The organism is Nonomuraea sp. NPDC050547 (genome assembly GCF_044457345.1).
GTDB lineage: Bacteria > Actinomycetota > Actinomycetes > Streptosporangiales > Streptosporangiaceae > Nonomuraea.
In genome coordinates, this window is sequence record NZ_JBITGW010000002.1 from 222,774 (window position 1) to 238,624 (window position 15,851).

General features: G+C 71.3%; 17 protein-coding genes. 8 read left to right on the forward strand and 9 right to left on the reverse strand.

Annotation, left to right across the window (positions count from 1 at the left end; all coding sequences use genetic code 11):
* A complete protein-coding gene (locus tag ACIBHY_RS05485) occupies positions 1–1,164 on the reverse strand; it encodes a cytochrome ubiquinol oxidase subunit I (RefSeq protein WP_397306038.1) in 1,164 nt (387 codons plus the stop codon).
* A gap of 93 nt (positions 1,165–1,257) precedes the next feature.
* Between ACIBHY_RS05485 and ACIBHY_RS05490 the strand changes: the two genes are divergently transcribed.
* Complete coding sequence (locus ACIBHY_RS05490; RefSeq protein WP_379626893.1) at positions 1,258–1,581, forward strand: helix-turn-helix transcriptional regulator; 324 nt, start codon at positions 1,258–1,260, stop codon at positions 1,579–1,581.
* Here the strand turns inward: ACIBHY_RS05490 and ACIBHY_RS05495 are convergent.
* Positions 1,553–2,224 (reverse strand): permease prefix domain 1-containing protein, encoded by a 672-nt coding sequence (locus tag ACIBHY_RS05495; RefSeq protein ID WP_397256185.1) that lies wholly within the window; start codon positions 2,222–2,224, stop codon positions 1,553–1,555. The genes ACIBHY_RS05490 and ACIBHY_RS05495 overlap by 29 nt on opposite strands.
* A 90-nt stretch (positions 2,225–2,314) precedes the next feature.
* On the opposite strand from ACIBHY_RS05495, the gene ACIBHY_RS05500 reads away from it, so the two are divergent.
* The 3 genes from ACIBHY_RS05500 to ACIBHY_RS05510 are packed head-to-tail and all read left to right on the forward strand — an operon-like array spanning position 2,315 to position 3,430.
* Positions 2,315–2,659, forward strand: a complete 345-nt coding sequence (locus ACIBHY_RS05500; protein WP_397256186.1) for a VOC family protein — start codon at positions 2,315–2,317, stop codon at positions 2,657–2,659.
* Positions 2,659–3,000, forward strand: a complete 342-nt coding sequence (locus ACIBHY_RS05505) for an ArsR/SmtB family transcription factor (RefSeq protein ID WP_397256188.1) — start codon at positions 2,659–2,661, stop codon at positions 2,998–3,000. Before ACIBHY_RS05500 ends, ACIBHY_RS05505 begins: the two co-directional genes overlap by 1 nt.
* Positions 2,990–3,430 carry an SRPBCC domain-containing protein gene (locus tag ACIBHY_RS05510; protein ID WP_397256190.1) on the forward strand — a complete coding sequence of 147 codons (441 nt, stop codon included), beginning with the start codon at positions 2,990–2,992 and terminating at the stop codon, positions 3,428–3,430. The genes ACIBHY_RS05505 and ACIBHY_RS05510 overlap by 11 nt, the downstream gene beginning before the upstream one ends.
* 256 nt (positions 3,431–3,686) lie before the next feature.
* Here the strand turns inward: ACIBHY_RS05510 and ACIBHY_RS05515 are convergent, their stop codons facing one another.
* On the reverse strand, positions 3,687–4,061 hold the full coding sequence (locus ACIBHY_RS05515; protein ID WP_379626905.1) for a thioredoxin family protein: 375 nt from the start codon (positions 4,059–4,061) through the stop codon (positions 3,687–3,689).
* 338 nt (positions 4,062–4,399) lie between these two features.
* Between ACIBHY_RS05515 and ACIBHY_RS05520 the strand changes: the two genes are divergently transcribed.
* Positions 4,400–5,782, forward strand: coding sequence for a pentapeptide repeat-containing protein (locus ACIBHY_RS05520; protein ID WP_397256192.1), 1,383 nt, complete (start codon positions 4,400–4,402; stop codon positions 5,780–5,782).
* A gap of 168 nt (positions 5,783–5,950) precedes the next feature.
* Here the strand turns inward: ACIBHY_RS05520 and ACIBHY_RS05525 are convergent, their stop codons facing one another.
* Both ACIBHY_RS05525 and ACIBHY_RS05530 read right to left on the reverse strand, forming a co-directional pair.
* Positions 5,951–7,288, reverse strand: coding sequence for a class II 3-deoxy-7-phosphoheptulonate synthase (locus ACIBHY_RS05525; RefSeq protein WP_397256193.1), 1,338 nt, complete (start codon positions 7,286–7,288; stop codon positions 5,951–5,953).
* Positions 7,289–7,388: 100 nt separating this feature from the next.
* Positions 7,389–8,348, reverse strand: coding sequence for an NAD(P)-dependent alcohol dehydrogenase (locus ACIBHY_RS05530; RefSeq protein WP_397256439.1), 960 nt, complete (start codon positions 8,346–8,348; stop codon positions 7,389–7,391).
* Between the two features lie 67 nt (positions 8,349–8,415).
* Here ACIBHY_RS05530 and ACIBHY_RS05535 point away from each other — a divergent pair, with 67 nt between their 5' ends.
* Positions 8,416–9,051, forward strand: a complete 636-nt coding sequence (locus tag ACIBHY_RS05535; RefSeq protein ID WP_397256195.1) for a TetR/AcrR family transcriptional regulator — start codon at positions 8,416–8,418, stop codon at positions 9,049–9,051.
* Here the strand turns inward: ACIBHY_RS05535 and ACIBHY_RS05540 are convergent.
* Positions 9,048–10,253, reverse strand: coding sequence for an FAD-dependent oxidoreductase (locus tag ACIBHY_RS05540; protein WP_397256197.1), 1,206 nt, complete (start codon positions 10,251–10,253; stop codon positions 9,048–9,050). The two genes, ACIBHY_RS05535 and ACIBHY_RS05540, sit on opposite strands and share 4 nt — an antisense overlap.
* 178 nt (positions 10,254–10,431) lie before the next feature.
* On the opposite strand from ACIBHY_RS05540, the gene ACIBHY_RS05545 reads away from it, so the two are divergent.
* Positions 10,432–11,463: an anti-sigma factor domain-containing protein gene (locus ACIBHY_RS05545; RefSeq protein WP_397256198.1), complete on the forward strand. Its 1,032-nt coding sequence runs from the start codon at positions 10,432–10,434 to the stop codon at positions 11,461–11,463.
* On the opposite strand, the gene ACIBHY_RS05550 is transcribed toward ACIBHY_RS05545, so the two are convergent.
* Positions 11,455–12,021, reverse strand: a complete 567-nt coding sequence (locus tag ACIBHY_RS05550) for a TetR/AcrR family transcriptional regulator (protein ID WP_397256200.1) — start codon at positions 12,019–12,021, stop codon at positions 11,455–11,457. The genes ACIBHY_RS05545 and ACIBHY_RS05550 overlap by 9 nt on opposite strands.
* Before the next feature lie 65 nt (positions 12,022–12,086).
* Between ACIBHY_RS05550 and ACIBHY_RS05555 the strand changes: the two genes are divergently transcribed.
* Positions 12,087–13,835: an ABC transporter ATP-binding protein gene (locus tag ACIBHY_RS05555; protein ID WP_397256202.1), complete on the forward strand. Its 1,749-nt coding sequence runs from the start codon at positions 12,087–12,089 to the stop codon at positions 13,833–13,835.
* A 128-nt stretch (positions 13,836–13,963) separates the two neighbouring features.
* On the opposite strand, the gene ACIBHY_RS05560 is transcribed toward ACIBHY_RS05555, so the two are convergent.
* Both ACIBHY_RS05560 and ACIBHY_RS05565 read right to left on the reverse strand, forming a co-directional pair.
* Positions 13,964–14,929, reverse strand: coding sequence for a phosphotransferase family protein (locus tag ACIBHY_RS05560; RefSeq protein ID WP_397306039.1), 966 nt, complete (start codon positions 14,927–14,929; stop codon positions 13,964–13,966).
* Positions 14,930–14,981: 52 nt separating this feature from the next.
* Positions 14,982–15,830, reverse strand: a complete 849-nt coding sequence (locus ACIBHY_RS05565) for an aldose 1-epimerase family protein (protein WP_397306040.1) — start codon at positions 15,828–15,830, stop codon at positions 14,982–14,984.
* Positions 15,831–15,851: the final 21 nt, after the last annotated feature.

A 15,851-nucleotide genomic window follows, 5' to 3' on the forward strand; every position in this document is an offset into this window, starting at 1 on the left:
CTAGAGGCTCATCGCCGGCTGGCGTTCCTCGGCGGGGGCGCCGAGGGCGAGGTCGGCGGGGCCGCGCCGTACCACGCGGACGATGAGGACGTAGTCGACGACGGCCAGCAGGCCGAGCACGCCGACGAACCCGATCAGAGAGGCGGTGATCATCCCGGACGTGAGCCCGGGGGACATGGCGTCGGCGACGGAGAGCTTCTCCCAGATCATCCACGGCTGGCGGCCGATCTCCCTGGCCATCCAGCCGAGGATGGACGCGACGAACGGCAGCGGCGTCATGATGATGATGATCAGGTGGGTCCAGCGCCACTTGGGCAGCCAGTGGATCAGCGGCAGCATCACCAGCACCACCATGAACCAGAGCAGATGCCCCAGCTCCATCATGAAGCCGAGCCCGACGGCGGCCGCGGTGTTGTTCTCGAACTTGCCGGTGTCGATGACCCCGAACTGCGCGTACCCGGCGCCGAGCGCGAGCGTGCTGCCGATCGCGGCGGTCGCCACCCCCATGCGCAGCGACCTGGTGAAGAACTCCCCCTCGTGGGTGCGGCGCCTGAGCTGGTACGCGCCGGCGCCCGCGAAGACCATGCCGCCGGTGAACAGCGCCGCCCCGATGATGTGCGGGAAGGCCAGGACCAGTGAGGGGTTGGTCAGCAGCGCCCCGAAGTCGACCAGTTCCATGTGGTCGCCCTTGACGACGGAGCCGACCGGGTTCTGCAAAAAGGAGTTGGCGACCATGATGTAGAACGCGCTGGCGTAGGCGGTGAGCGTGACGATCCAGATGCAGGCCAGGTGGAGTTTCTTGGGCAGCCGGTGCCACCCGAAGATCCACAGCCCGAGAAACGTCGACTCCAGGAAGAACGCCACCAGCGTCTCCATGGCCAGCGGCGCCCCGAAGACGTCGCCGGCGTAGTGTGACAGCCCGCTCCACGAGAGTCCGAACTGGAACTCCATCACCAGTCCGGTCACGATGCCCAGGGCGTAGTTGATCACGTAGATCTGGCCCCAGAAGCGGGTCATTCCCTCATAAAGCCGCTTGCCCGACAGCACCCAGCGCGTGTTGAGGATGGCCACCAGCGGGGCCAGTCCCAGCGTGAGCACCACGAACAGGAAGTGCAGGCTGCCCGTCAGCGCGAACTGCGTGCGCGCCAGATCCAGTGCCTCCATGGACTCCGTCCCCGTCGTTGTTGTGTCTGCCTACATATAGAGAGCCTACATGTAGACTGTCTATATGACGAACGGGAACCTAGGATTGTCGCCATGAACCCGGACGCGCTCCGCGGCCATCTGGACGCCCTGCTGCTCTCCGTGCTGGAGCACGAGCCACTCCACGGCTACGCGATCATCGAAGCCCTGCAGGAACGCAGCGGCGGCGCGCTCAGCGTGCCGACGGGCACGGTCTATCCGGCGTTGCGCAAGCTGGAGCGCGTGGGCTATCTCGCCAGCGAATGGGCGACAGTCGGCGGCCGCAAACGCCGCACCTACCGGCTCACCGGCTCCGGCAGGCGGCAGCTCGAAGGCGAGCGATCCGCCTGGCGGGAGTTCACCGCCACGATCAGTGGTGTGCTACGGCCGTCCTCGTGATCCGCAGGCACCGCACCGCGCAGTACAACTGCACACCGGCCAGCACGTAGCTCGCCACCGTCACCATGACGCCCGGGGGATAGGCCGTGAAGCCGATCGGCCCCTTCACCCCGATCGTCAGGATCATGCCCAGGATCGTGGTGAGCGCCAGCATGGCCAGCACCAGCCCGCCCAGCGAGCGGGTCACCAGCCGCGCCTTGGGCAGCAGCCGCGCGCCGCGCCCGAGAGCCAGCAGCGACAGCCCGCCGCTCACGCCCACCGCGACCTGCACCAGGTCCAGCGCCAGAGAGATCGCGCCGAACCAGGCCGGCTTCTGCGCCCAGATGGACGGATCGAGCGGAAACACCTGCCAGATCATCGACCAGGCCAGCGCCGTCAGCGGCACGCTCACGAACAGCAGCCCGCCCAGCCTGCGCCCCGCGCACGCCGTCAGCTCGCTCTGGTACCCGGGCGCGATCTCCTCGACACTCCCGAACTCCTGAACGGCCAGCCGCTCGGCCTCCTCGCGCGCCAGCCCGTCCGCCTCGTAGGCGTCGGCCGTGTCGACCAGGCTGTCGCGGGCCTCGACGACCATGTCGCGCCTGGGTCCCGTCGGCCCGTACAGGGCCCGGCCCAGATCGGCCACGTAGTCGTCGATGAGCATGCCTCGATTCTACGGACGACGGCCTCGGGGACTCATCAGGGATTCCCCCGATATTGATGCGTAGGATATTTCCTACGTATAGTGGGCGACATGGAAATCTCCACTGTGACCATTCCCGTCTCCGACCAGGAGACGGCCCTGGCCTTCTACACCGGCCCCCTCGGCATGGGGATCAGGACCGACAACCCGTTCCCGATGGGCCGCTGGCTCACCGTCGCGCCCGAGGGCGGCGCGACGACGTTGCTGCTCGCCTCGTGGTTCCCCGAGATGGCCCCGGTCGGCGGCCTCATCCTGACCGCGCCCGACCTCGACGACCTGGCCGCACGCCTGAGGTCGGCGGGAACCGCCGCCGACGGCCCCTCCGACGAGCCCTGGGGACGCCGGCTGCTCTTCCAGGACCCGTTCGGCAACGGCTACGTCGTCAGCCAGGGCTGATGTCCTCCGACGCCCTGTTCGCGGCGCTGGCCAGTCCCGCGCGGCGGCGGCTGCTGGAGCTCCTGCTGCGCGAGGGGGACCAGCCGGCCGGGCGGCTGGCCGAACGGTTCGAGATGAGCCGCCCCAGTGTGTCCGAGCACCTGAAGGTCCTCAGGGACGCCGGCCTGGTGGCCGAGGCCCGCCAGGGACGCGAGCGCCATTACCGGCTGGAGGCCGAGCCGCTGATGCGGCTGCGCGACTGGCTCAGCCCGTACGAGCGGTTCTGGCGGGAGAGGCTGGCCGCCCTCGGCACGGTCCTCGACGAGATGCCCGAGACGATGGATGAGCAGGATGATGACTGACGACCTGACCGCGATTCGCGTCGACCACTTCTACGCCCACCCGCCCGCCAAGGTCTGGCGCGCCCTCACCGACCCCGAGCTGATGGCCAGGTGGCTGATGCCCAACAGCTTCCGGCTGGAGATCGGCCACGAGTTCACCTTCACCACCGAGCCACGCCCGAACGTGGGCTTCGACGGCATCGTGTACTGCCGGGTGCTGGAGATCGAGCCGCGGAAGCTCCTCAAGATCAGCTGGAGCGACCGCAAGAAGGCCGACTGGACGGTGAGCTGGCGCCTGGAGGGCGAGGGCCGGGGGACGCGGGTCTTCCTCGACCACGAGGGCTTCGACCCGGACGACCCGGCCCAGCAGTTCAGCCGCAAGATCATGGGCGGCGGCTGGCGCACCCACCATTTCGCCAAGATCGCCGAACTCCTCGCCACCCTGCCCTGACCCACTCCCGGCCCTTGGACCACGCCGGCTCGCCGACCGGAGGCCGGTGGGCGGCCGTGCACGTCGCGCCGGTCTCCGGCGCGGGTCTTCTCGCCCACCCGGCGCTCCAAGCGTGGGGGCGGCCATGGCTGGAGAGCCCCGGCCGCCTCCGCCGCGTCTCAAGGGCCGGTGTCACCGGGCGATGGCCGCACCGTCCGCCCGGGATGTGAGAAGGACCTCGCCGTCGACGAAGGGCGAGGTCCGGAGGGTCAAGCCGTCAGGTCTGGTCGGCCTTCTTGAGCTCCTCGGCCAGCTCCGACCGGATGGAGTCCATGTCCAGCGCCCGTACCTGTCCGATCAGGTCCTCCAGGGCCGGGGCCGGAAGGGCGCCGGGCTGGGCGTAAACGACGATGCCGTCGCGGATGGCCATGATCGTCGGGATCGAGGTGATCTCGAAGCCCTGGGCCAGCGCCTGCTGAGCCTCGGTGTCGATCTTGCCGAAGGTGATGTCGTCGTGCTTCGTAGACGCCTTCTCGAAGATCGGCCCGAAGGTACGGCAAGGCCCGCACCACGCAGCCCAGAAGTCGAGCAGGACGATCCCCTTGTCGGCGATGTCGTTGAAGTTCTTCTCTGTTACTTCGATAGTCGCCACAAGTGGCTCCTCGTATCGTCGTTGAAGTTGCAACGGTGTCAACCACTCACCGCTTTCCAGCATTCCATGTCCCGCCGGGCCCGCACACCAGGCTCCGGCGGGACACGCGATGCCGGTGCCTCGGACCGCTCGGCCTCGCCGTAGTGAGCTGAGGTCGCCGCCGCTCACGGGCAGCCGGTACGGCGCCGGCCGTGGGGCGGGTGCGGATCGCCGGCCGGGTTGAAACGCGGATGACCAGCGCTTCAAGGGCCCGTGGCGTCGTATATGTCCGCATGAAGGTGGATAGAGCATTGATACGGCGAACCTTGACCGGCGCCGTGCCCGGGTATGACCACTGCATGGACTGGGTCACCTGCGCGCATTCCGGCGCCTGCACAGGCTTCGCACACCAGCCTCACGGCACCTGCCTGCTCCACACCACGCCCGAGGCGCGCGCGGAGGTGCTCCGCACCTTAACCCCCGGCCGCCTCGTGGACCTCCGCGGCACCACCATCGACGCCGAACTCCTGGACCAGGTCCTGGAGGCCACCGAACGCAGACCCGGCAGAACCCGCCTCGACCGCGCCCACTTCACCTGCGAGACGCGCTTCGCCGGAGTCGCCTTCCTCGGCGACGTCTCGCTCGACGGAGCGAGGTTCGACCGCCTGGCGTCCTTCTTCGGCGCGCGTTTCGAAGGCAACGTCTCTCTGGCCGGCGCCCGCTTCGCCCGCGAACTGTCCTTCCACGGCGTCAGGGTCCGCGGCCACCTGTCGCTGGACAGGGCCGTCCTGGCCCGCGACGCCCTGTTCAGCCAGACCGCCTGCGGCCGCGGCCTGTCCTGCGAGCGAACCCGGTTCGACGGGTTCGCCACCTTCGACGCCGCGACGGTCGGCGACGGCGCCAGTTTCCGCGGCGCCCGCTTCGGCCGCACGCTGTCCTTCCGCAAGGTCGTCGGCCCGGCCGCCTTCGACGCCGCCCACTTCCTGGGCAACGTCTACGTCTCGGTCACCGGCCGCCTCTCGGCCGCCCACGCGCACGCCGAGTCGGGACTCGACCTGTGCGTCACCGGCTCGGGCGCGGACCTGCGCCACGCCGAGATCACCGGCCCGCTGCTGCTGCGCCTCACCGACGCCCAGGCCGACCTGGAATCGGCCGTCCTGCACCACCCGTCCGCCATCTCCGGCCGAGGCCGCGCCGCCCTCACGTCCCTTCGCGAGGTGAACGCCCCCGCGCTGAATCTGACCGGCCTGGACCTGTCCACCTGCCGCTTCGCCGGCTACGGCGACCCGGCGGGCCTGCGCCTGAAGGACTGCGCCTTCGCGTTCACACCCAGCGGCGTCCGCTTCGGGCTGCGGTGGCCGCCGATGCGCTGGTTCTCCCGCCGCCGCTCGCTGGCCGACGAACACCTGTTAAGAGGCTGGACCGCCCCCGGCGAGACCGCCGCCAGCGCGGAACGCCTCGCCGTCCTCTACACCGGCCTGCAGGCAGGCCTGGACGACGAGTCCATAGCCAGCGACTTCGCCTTCGGCGCCATGGAAATGCGCCGCAAGGCCGGGGCGTCACGGCGATGGTGGCTGGCCCTGTCGTGGCTGCTGTGCGGCTACGGCCTGCGGATGGGCAGAGCGGCACTGTGGCTGGTCATCCTCATGGCCATCACGGCCGGCGTCTTCTGGACCTCCACCAGCCAGGCCACTCGCCGCCCCGTCCCCACCCAGCCCGACCCCTCCATCCACCTTCCCTGACACCCCGCCCCCGGGCCGGATCGCGCGTGGCGCCGGTCACGAGCGGAGTTGTCGCGGCGAGCGGCCCGTGAGCCCTCACGACCATCGCTCGACAGAGGGAAAGGAAGTACGGCGGGGCGGGCGAGCCGGCCCCGCCGTAACGGAAAGGCGCTTGAAACAGATGCGTCGCTAGACCGAGCGGTAGAGCTCGGCGACGCGGAAGGCCAGGTCCAGGGACTGGGAGCGGTTGAGCCTCGGGTCGCAGGCGGTTTCGTAGCGGAGGGCGAGGTCGTCCTCGGCGATCTCCTGGCCGCCGCCCACGCACTCCGTCACGTCGTCGCCCGTGAACTCGATGTGGATGCCGCCCGGGTGCGTGCCGAGCGCGCGGTGCACCTCGAAGAAGCCGGCCACCTCGTCCAGCACGGCGTCCAGGCGGCGCGTCTTGTGGCCGCTCGGCGCCTCGAACGTGTTGCCGTGCATCGGGTCGCAGATCCACGCCACCTGCGCGCCCGACGCGGTGACCTCCTTGACCAGCGGCGGCAGCAGTTCGCGGATCTTCGGCGCGCCCATGCGGGTGATGAACGTCAGGCGGCCGGGCTCGTTGGCGGGGTTGAGCTTCTCGATCAGCGTGAGCGCCTCGTCGGCCGTCGTCGTGGGGCCGAGTTTGACGCCGATCGGGTTGCGGATGCGGGAGAAGAACTCCACGTGCGCGCCGTCGAGCTGACGGGTGCGCTCGCCGATCCACACCATATGAGCGGAGACGTCGTACGGCAGGCCGGTGCGTGAGTCGATGCGGGTGAGCGCCTGGTCGTAGTCGAGGATCAGGGCCTCGTGGGAGGAGTAGAACTCCACGGTGTGGAACTCCTCCGGGTCGGCCCCGCAGGCCCGCATGAACGCGAGCGCCTGGTCGATCTCCCTGGCCAGCTGCTCGTAGCGGCGCCCGGCGGGCGACTCGAGCACGAAATCCTGGTTCCAGGCGTGCACCTGGCGCAGATCGGCGTAGCCGCCCTTGGTGAAGGCGCGGGCGAGGTTGAGCGTGACCGCCGAGGAGTGGTACGCCTTCAGCAGCCGCCACGGGTCGGGCACCCGGGACGCCTCGGTGAAGTCGAACCCGTTGACCATGTCGCCCCGGTAGGCGGGCAGGGTGACGCCGTCGCGGGTCTCGGTGCCCTTGGAGCGCGGCTTGGCGAACTGCCCGGCGACCCGGCCGATCTTCACGACGGGCACCTTGGCCGCGTAGGTGAGGACGATGGCCATCTGCAGCAGCGTCTTGAGCTTGTTGCGCACGTTGTCGGCGGTGGCGCCGGCGAACGTCTCGGCGCAGTCGCCGCCCTGCAGCACGAACGCCTGGCCGCGGGCCACGTCGGCCAGCTGAGCCTTGAGCTGGTCGCACTCGCCGGCGAACACCAGGGGGGGAAGAGAACGCAGCTCGTCCACGACCTTGCCGAGCTCGGCGGGGTCGGGCCAGTCAGGCTGCTGGGCGGCGGGAAGCGCCCGCCAGGAATCGAGGTTGCTCAGTGCGCTCACGACAAACGAGGGTATTCCACTCCGCCTTCCTCTCCGACCCCGGATTCCGCATTCTGAGAACGTGTTCTCACCTGGCGGCCCATCAAACCCGGTAAACCGGTCATATCACTTGGATGACATGCTTCCCGCGGACCCCGCCCGCCTCCAGCGCCCGGTGCGCCTTCGCGATGCCGGACAGCGGGTGGATCGTGTCCACGACCGGCCGGAGCGCCCCGGACTCCGTCAGCCGGGTCAGCTCGGCGAACAGTTCGTGGGTGGGGGCGCCGCTGAAGGCCCGCACGCGGTGCCTGCCGTACACGGTGGACGCGAGGATGTAGCCGATCGAGGCGGCCACGTGCGCGGCGTCGAACGCGATCGCCACCATACGGCCCCGCGGCGTCAGCAGGCGGCGCCACGCGGGCAGGTCTCTGCCCACGGTGTCGAGGACCACGTCGAACGGGCCGAGGCCGGCCGGGCCGGTCGTCGCGTAGTCGTAGGCCTCGTCGGCGCCGAGGTCGCGGACGAGGTCCAGGTTCGCGGCCCCGGCGAGTGCGGTGACGTGGGCGCCGTAGGCGCGGCCGAGCTGGACGGCGAGGCTGCCGACGCCGCCCGCGCCGCCGCGCACCAGGAGGCGCTCGCCGGGGGCGAGGCGGGCCTTGTCGCGCAATGCGGTGATCGCGGTCGTGCCCACGGGCAGGGCCGCGGCCTGGACCAGGTCGAGCCCGGCGGGGGCGAAGGCGAGCTGCCGGGGCCGCACCACCACATACTCGGCGGCGCTGCCGAAGCCCTGGGACCTGGCCATGGAGCCCCAGACCCGGTCGCCGGGCTTCAGGCCCGACCTCGGTGAGCCGAGGCCGGCGACCTCGCCGGCGAAGTCGATCCCGGTGCGCTTGGGCCAGCCCGGTCCGGCGAGCGCGGTGACCGGCCGTACCTTTCCGGCCCGGCCCAGGAGTTCGCCGCCGTTCACGGTGGTGGCGTGGACGCGTACCAGGACCTCTCCGGGGCCCGGGACGGGCTTGGGCAGCGTGCCCTCGTACAGCACTTCAGGGGGGCCATAGCGGTCGTAAAGGGCCGCGCGCATCTCACTCATGCCGTCACGCTAGCCCGCTAAACGGAGAGGCCACTCCATTTGAGCTAATGTGAGAAGCATGTCTGCGGAATCCTCTCGGATGGAGCTGCGCGCGGACGCGCGTCACAACCGGCGGCGCATCCTCGAAGCGGCCGGCGACCTGTTCGCCGCGCGGGGCCTCGACGTGCCCATGGCCGCGATCGCGCGGCGCGCGGGCGTCGGCGTGGCCACGCTCTACCGGCGCTTCCCCACCCGCGAGGCCCTGATGGCGGAGGTGTTCCGCGAGCATCTCGGCGCCTGCGTGGGGACGATCGACGAGGCCCTGGAGGACCCCGACCCCTGGCACGGGTTCCGCACGTTCATCGAGACGCTGTGCGCGATGAACGCCGTCGACCGCGGCCTCGCGGCCGCCTTCCTGAGCGAGTTCCCCGGCGCGGTCGACTTCGGGCGCGAGCGTGAGCGGGCCGAGCGGGGCTTCGCCGAGCTGGTACGGCGGGCCAAGGCGTCGGGCCGGCTGCGGGCCGAGTTCGAGCGCAGCGACCTCTCGCTCATCCTCATGGCCACCGACGGCATCACCGCGGCCTCCGCCGAGACCGCGGTGGCAGCCGCCCGCCGCCTGGCCGCCCTGATGCTGCGCTCCTTCCACACCGGACCGGCCGCGCCCCTGCCGCCGCCCGCTCCGCTCGCCCTCTACCACCTGCCCGTGCCGGACTAGGCGCGGATCAGGGCTTTCGTGCGCACGTGCTCGGGCCGGACGCCGAAGCCCACGAACCGCCGCAGCGCCGCGCCCAGGATCGGGACGCCGGTCACGTTGGCAGGGATGCGGGGTGGTTTCCGCCGGTTCTCCAGGGCGACGCTGATGACGCGGTCCTGGAACAGGCGCTGCGCGGCCTGCGTGACCTTCGCCGGGAACAACCGCCGACGCTGCACCAGGTGAAGCGCAGACTCCGGGATCGGCGCCCCCGAGCGCAGCGACCCGGCCAGCAGGTTGGCCGTGGCCACCGCGTCCTGGACGGCCAGGTTGATGCCGACGCCGAACACCGGCGACATCGCGTGCGCCGCGTCCCCGACGCACAGGAAACCGGGCAGGTGCCAGCGTTCCAGCCGGTTGACCGCCACGGTCAGCATGCTGAGGTCGTCGTAGCTCTGGACGAGGTCCACCCGGTCGGCGAGGAACGGCAGCAGCCGCCGTACCGGATCCCTGAAGGCGTCGATGCCCTGGGCGCGCAGCCGGTCGAAGCCGCCCTTGGGGATCACGTAGGCCATCTGCCAGTAGCTCTCCCGGTTGATGGCGACCATGAGCTTGCCGGCCGCCAGGCGCAGGAACGTGTGGTCGGTGTCGCCGGCCTCCCGCGGCATGCGGAACCACAGCACGTCCATGGGCGCCCCGAACTCCTCCGGCACGAGCCCCGCCGCCGCGCGCAGCGTGGAGCGCCGGCCGTCGGCGGCTACCGTGAGCGCGGCCCTGATCTCGTGCTCGCCCGAGGCGTCCCGGTAGCGCAGGCCGCGCACGACGCCGTCCTCGCGGATCAGGCCGGTCGCCCCGGCGTTCATGAGCAGCCGGAACGACGGGTACTCCTTGGCCGCCCCGACGATCAGGTCCAGGAAGTCCCACTGCGGGACCATCGCGATGTAGTTGTACGGCGTGCGCAGCTCCCTGAGGCTGGCCACAGGCCGGGGGCCGTCGTCGGTCAGCGCGTGGACCTGGTACGTCTTGCGGTGGGGCAGGTTGAGGAAGTCGTCGATGAGCCCGAGTTCGTCGAGCACCATCATGGTGGAGGGGTGGATCGTGTCACCCCGGAAGTCCCTGAGGAAGTCGGCGTGCTTCTCCAGCAGCGTCACCTCGACGCCGGACCTGGCGAGCTGCAGGGCGAGCATGGCGCCCGCTGGACCGCCTCCTGCGATTACACAGCTCATAATTCATCACCCAATGAAATTGTCGCACGACACGGGAAAAGCGCAAGGCCCGGCATCCGGCGGGCCCGAGGGGCCGAAGTACAGACGTGAGCGTCACGACCGCCCCGCCACGGCCGCGACGCGCACCCCGTTCGCGGCGCTCACCGCGCGACGGGCCGTACCGGCTGGGAGCGACCCCATGAACGAAGACCTCCACGCCCTGTCCGGCGCCTACGCCGTGCACGCCCTGCCCGAGCTGGAAGGGGAGTTGTTCGAACGGCACCTGGTCCGGTGCGTGGCCTGCCAGGGCGAGGTGCGCCGCCTGCGTGAGACGGCCGCCCGCCTCGCGCTCCCCGCGGCCGTCCCGCCGCCCGCCGCGCTGCGCCGCCGCGTGCTCGCCTCCGCCGCCCAGGTACGGCAGGCCCACGCCCCCGCCACCATCTACCCCTGGCCGCTGGCCGAATCGGGAGCCACCGTCTGGTACCCCAGGACGGAGCCGACGGGCACCCTCCCGTTCGGGACCGGCGCTCCAGGACCCGACCGGCCCGGCCCCCAGCGGACCGGCGCCACGGGGGCCGGGTCCTCACCGGCGCCGGACACGCCAGGCGTACGGCCGGAAGCGGGCGGCCCGGGGCAGGAAACGGGCGGCCCGCGCCCCGGAAGGCACGGCCGGGCGGGGCCCAGGGGACCCGGCCGGATGGGGTCCGGGGGGTCCGGCCGGGCGGGGTCCGGGGGGTCCGGCCGGCTGGGGGCCGGGTGGCGGGGGCGGGTGGCGGCGGGGCTGGCGGCCGTGTCCGCGGCGGCGGCCGTCGCCCTCGGGGTCCTCGCGGTTCAGGGCCAGCAGAGATTGGAGACGGTGATCGCCGGCCGGCAGGAGGCGCTCGACCGGCAGAAGGACCTGCTGGACGTCATGGCAGCCCCGGACGCCCGGGTCCTTCGGCGGCCGGTCACCGCCGGGGGCGAGGCCACCATCGTGGTCTCCAGGGAGCGGGGCAGGATGGTGTTCGCGGCGACCGGGCTGCCGCGCCTGAAGGAGGAAGAGGACTACGCGTTGTGGCTGATGGGGCCGCGGGGTGCCCGCCCGGCGGGGTTGCTGGACGACGGTGACGGGATGCTGCGGGCCGTACCGGAGAAAGGGGAGGAGCGGGTGGCGCTGACGGTCGAGCCGGCGGGCGGGTCGCGGTGGCCCACCACGGTGCCGATCATGCTGGCCGAGCTGCCCTCAGCCTGAGACGGCCACGGCCTTGCGGAAGGCGAGCAGGCACAGCCCGAGCGCGTCGTGCTTGGAGGTCTCCTCGTCGCGTATCTGCTGCCACGCGGCGTACAGCAGCGCCCACATCACCTGCTGCACCCAGCTCGCCGGCATCCGCGCGTCGACCGAGCCCTCTTCGCGGCCGCGCTCGATCATGGCGATCAGTTCGCGGTCGCTGGGGGTCTCGCTCTCCCAGTCGGCCGAGTCGATGAGGTGCGGTTCGGTGAAGGCGAGCATGAGGTAGTCGCCGAGCTCGAAGTACTCCTGCAGGAGGCGGTCGAGCACCTGGATGGCCGGTCCGTCGGTGAGCCTGGCCCGGCCGGTGGCCAGGGCGATCTTCTCCAGCAGGTCCTCGGACATCGCGGTGATCAGGTCGGTGCGCTCGGGGAAGTAGCGGTGGATCGTGGTGCGGCCGACCCCGGCGGCCGCGGCGACATCGCTGAGTGAGGCGCCCGAGTTGCCGGTCAGTGTGGAGAAGGCGGCATCGAGGATGGCGCGACGGGTCCGTGCGCGCAGTCCTGTCTCGGCAACGGTCATGGGCTTACCGTACCACTAAGAAACTCATTTGCCTTTCTTGGAACAAGTGTGTTCCACTGTCATCCATGACTGCTCCAAAAAAGTTTCCGCGGCTCCGTATTTTGTGGAGCTTTGCCCGGCCCCACCGGGGCAAGCTCGCCCTCGGGTTGTTCCTCGCGCTGCTCGGCTCGGGGATGGGCCTGGCCACGCCGATGGTGACCAAGTGGGTGCTCGACTCGCTCGGCGCCTCGCTGTCGCTGTCCGGGCCCATCACCGCGCTGATCGGCCTGCTGCTGGTCGGCATCGTGATCCTGACCTGGCAGTGGATCATGCTCGGCGCGCTCGGCGAGCGGGTCGTGCTGGAGGCGCGCGAGTCGATGGTGCGCCGCTTGCTGCGCGCCACCATCCCGGCCGTGACCAGGCGCCAGAGCGGTGAGCTCGTCACCCGGGTCACCTCCGACACCGTGCTGCTGCGCGAGGCCGCGTCCTCCAGCGTCATCGGACTGATCAACGGCGCGATCATGCTGGTCGGCACGCTCGTGCTCATGGGCGTGCTGGACCTGGTGCTGCTCGGTACCACGGTCGCCGCGGTCGTCGTGGTGGGCCTGTTGTTCGCCACGCTGATGCCGGCCATCGCCAAGGCGCAGGAGCGGGCCCAGGAGCACGTGGGCCGCGTCGGCGGCCGGCTCGAAGGCGCGCTGCGCGCGATCAGGACCATCAAGGTGAGCCGCGCGGAGGACCGCACCGCCGAGCGGATCATCGACGACGCCCGCGTGTCGACCAAGTACAGCATCCGAGCGGTGCGCAGGGAGGCGATCGCCTGGACGCTGGCCTGGTCCGGCATCCAGCTGGCCATCATCCTGATCCTCGGCGTCGGCGCCTGGCGGGTGAGCCTCGGCGTGCTGGAGGTCTCCAGCCTGATCGCGTTCCTGCTCTACGCGTTCGCGCTGATGGAGCCGATCACCGAGCTCAGCCAGAACGTCACCGCCCTGCAGGCCGGCATCGCCGCCGCCGAGCGCATCCGCAGCGTCGACGACCTGGAGCAGGAGAGCTCCGTTCCCGCCGAGGCGGGCGTCGCGATCGCGGGCGCTCCCGCGCCGGCGATCCTGGAGCTGCGGGGAGTGCGGGCCGCCTACTCGGCCGACTCCGAACCCGCCGTCAAAGGCGTGGACCTGGTCATCCCGCGCCGCGGGCACGTCGCTATCGTCGGGCCGTCGGGGGCGGGCAAGACCACGCTGTTCTCACTGATCCTGCGCTTCCTGCAGCCTCAGGAGGGCGAGATCCTGCTGGACGGCGTGCCGTACCGGGACCTCACGCACGACCAGGTGCGCGCCCGGCTCGCCTACGTCGAGCAGGACACACCCGTCGTGCCCGGCACGATCCGCGACAACCTGCTGCTGTCGCACCCCGAGGCCGGCGAGGACGAACTGCGGAAGGTCCTGCACGACGTACGGCTGACCGAGATGGCCGGGAGCCTCGACCAGGAGCTGTCGCCGACGTCGGTCTCCGGCGGCCAGCGCCAGCGGATCGCCCTGGCCAGGGCACTGCTGCGCACCCCCGACGTGCTGCTGCTCGACGAGGCCACCGCCCAGCTCGACGGCCTCACCGAGGCGGCCGTGCACGACTGCATCGGCGATCGGGCGAGCAAGGGCGCCGTGGTGACGATCGCGCACCGGCTGTCCACCGTGATCGACGCCGACACGATCGTCGTCCTCGAGGACGGCAAGGTACGCGCGCAGGGCTCGCACGCGGCGCTCCTGGAGACCGACGAGCTCTACGCGAGCCTGGTCGAGGCGCTCAGCCTGGCTGAGGGCAAGAGCCCGGCCGTGGCCTGAGCGGGGAGCGGAGCGGCGCGGGGTGACGACGCCGCTCACCCGGCCGTCGCGGCCGAGGATCGGGAAGCGGTCCCTGGGCACGGGGTCTCCAGGGGCCGCCACGATCGTCCATGCGGCGGTGCCGCCGCTCAGCGCAGCGCCTCCACCGCCTTCACCAGCGAGGTCGTGGCCAGGTCGCGCAGCGGCGCGTACTCCTCCTCCGGGTACTGCCGAGGCCCGTTCTCCACCAGAAGGATCAGATAGAGGTAAGTGCGGTAGAGGTCGAGACGGGCCAGCGCGGCGGGCGTGAGCTCCAGCGGGCGCACCTCCCGGTACCCGGCCAGCAGCGGATCGTTCTCCGCGACCTCGCCGAAGATCGTCGGCGTGATCAGTTCGGCCAGCGGATCGCCCCAGAACGCCCGCTCGTGATCGATGATCGCCTGGATCCGGCCGTCGAGCGTGAGGAAGACGTTGCCCGGCCACACGTCGAAGTGGACCAGGCTCGGCGTGCGCACCTCCTGCAGCACGTGCGCGGCGGACTCGGCCACCCGCCGGATCTCCTCCGCGGGCAGCGGCAGCGGCGTCGGATAGCGCCGGGTGTCGTCCAGCAGCGCCCCGAGCATCGCCAGGTACGCCGCCCGCCAGGTCGGGCCGGTGATGCCGTTGTGCGGATAGCCGAACACCTCGCCGGTCACCGAGGCCAGCGTGGCCAGGTGCCGGCCCAGCTCGCGGCGTACGTCGTCGGGGGAGTCCGGCCGGGTACGGTTCCACGGCGTGCCGTCGAGCGCGCGCAGCACCAGGTAGTCGCCGCCGAGCACCGGATCGTCGAAGCCCGCCCGCAGCAGCCCGGCCACCGGCACGCCCGCCGCGCCGGCCAGCTCGATCGCGTGCGCCTCCATGCGCAGCAGGTTGCGCTCGTAGGTGAGCTGGTCGAGGTCGGGCGGCGGGGAGAGCTTGAGCACCACCTCGCGGCCGTCGTCCAGCCGCACCCGCCACACGGCGTTGGCGAACCCGTCGGTCAGCTCGCTCGCGTCGGCGACGCCCGTGCCCATCGCCCGCCGCAGCAACGCGTCGAGCTGCCCGGGGGACAGGCGGCGCTTGGTTCTGCTCTCCACAGAGCGAGATTCTGTCCGCTTCGAGCGGTGATCGTCCAGTGCGTCCGGAAAGCTAGACGGCGCTGATCGTCCAGCTCGCCTCGTGGTGCTCGCCCGGCTTCAGCACCACCAGGTCGGTTCCCGAGTTGAACGCGTCCGGCGGGCACGTCATCGGCTCCACCGCCACACCCTCGTAACCGAGCTGCCCGCCGGTGCACACCTGCACCCACGGCAGCACGGCCGGATCCCACGTCACGCGGGTGCCGCCGACCCGCACCTCGCCCGCCGCCAGCCCGGTGAAGGCGTTGTCGACGTCCTGGCCGCCGAGGGGGCGCGGCGCACGGAAGTCGTACGGCGTGCCGGACACCTCCTCCAGCGCCCGGGGCAGCAGCCGCTCGTCGTTCAGCACCACCTTGGCGGCCGGGACGTGCAGCACGTCGGAGCCGCCCAGCAGCCACGGATGCGGCCCGCACCCATAGGGAGCCGGGCGCTCGCCGGAGTTGCGGGCGGTGACGGTCGTGCTCAGCCCGGCGGCGTCGAGCCGGTGGAGCACCTGCAGCTCCAGCGTGAACGGGTAGCCGGGCGCCGGCGTGATCGTGTGGACCAGGCGGGCGAAAGCGTGGTCGTCCTCGGCGGCCAGCCACTCCGCTACCTGCCAATCGGCGGCGGAGACCAGCCCGTGCAGGGCGTTGCCGCGCTCGGGTTCGGTCAGCTCCAGCCGGTGCCCGTCGCCGTCGAAGGAGTAGCGGCCGCCCGCGACCCGGTTGGGCCACGGGGCCAGGATCGTCCCGGCGTAGAACGGGATCGGGCCGCCCTCCGGCCACGAGGTCACGAGGTCGCGCCCGCCGTGCCTGAGCACGCGCAGGGCGGCGCCGCGCTGGCTGATCTCGGCGGTGTAGCCGCCGCCGGACAGAGAGGGCACGGGGGAGTCCTTTCGCCAACG

Bases quoted from the DNA above. Each gene is read 5' to 3' on its own strand.
- ACIBHY_RS05550 (WP_397256200.1), bottom strand. From the start codon at position 12,021: ATGACCGTTGCCGAGACAGGACTGCGCGCACGGACCCGTCGCGCCATC.
- ACIBHY_RS05500 (WP_397256186.1), top strand. From the start codon at position 2,315: ATGGAAATCTCCACTGTGACCATTCCCGTCTCCGACCAGGAGACGGCC.
- ACIBHY_RS05545 (WP_397256198.1), top strand. From the start codon at position 10,432: ATGAACGAAGACCTCCACGCCCTGTCCGGCGCCTACGCCGTGCACGCC.
- ACIBHY_RS05490 (WP_379626893.1), top strand. From the start codon at position 1,258: ATGAACCCGGACGCGCTCCGCGGCCATCTGGACGCCCTGCTGCTCTCC.
- ACIBHY_RS05495 (WP_397256185.1), bottom strand. From the start codon at position 2,224: ATGCTCATCGACGACTACGTGGCCGATCTGGGCCGGGCCCTGTACGGG.
- ACIBHY_RS05555 (WP_397256202.1), top strand. From the start codon at position 12,087: ATGACTGCTCCAAAAAAGTTTCCGCGGCTCCGTATTTTGTGGAGCTTT.
- ACIBHY_RS05530 (WP_397256439.1), bottom strand. From the start codon at position 8,348: ATGCGCGCGGCCCTTTACGACCGCTATGGCCCCCCTGAAGTGCTGTAC.
- ACIBHY_RS05535 (WP_397256195.1), top strand. From the start codon at position 8,416: ATGTCTGCGGAATCCTCTCGGATGGAGCTGCGCGCGGACGCGCGTCAC.
- ACIBHY_RS05540 (WP_397256197.1), bottom strand. From the start codon at position 10,253: ATGAGCTGTGTAATCGCAGGAGGCGGTCCAGCGGGCGCCATGCTCGCC.
- ACIBHY_RS05510 (WP_397256190.1), top strand. From the start codon at position 2,990: ATGATGACTGACGACCTGACCGCGATTCGCGTCGACCACTTCTACGCC.
- ACIBHY_RS05520 (WP_397256192.1), top strand. From the start codon at position 4,400: ATGGACTGGGTCACCTGCGCGCATTCCGGCGCCTGCACAGGCTTCGCA.
- ACIBHY_RS05485 (WP_397306038.1), bottom strand. From the start codon at position 1,164: ATGGAGGCACTGGATCTGGCGCGCACGCAGTTCGCGCTGACGGGCAGC.
- ACIBHY_RS05505 (WP_397256188.1), top strand. From the start codon at position 2,659: ATGTCCTCCGACGCCCTGTTCGCGGCGCTGGCCAGTCCCGCGCGGCGG.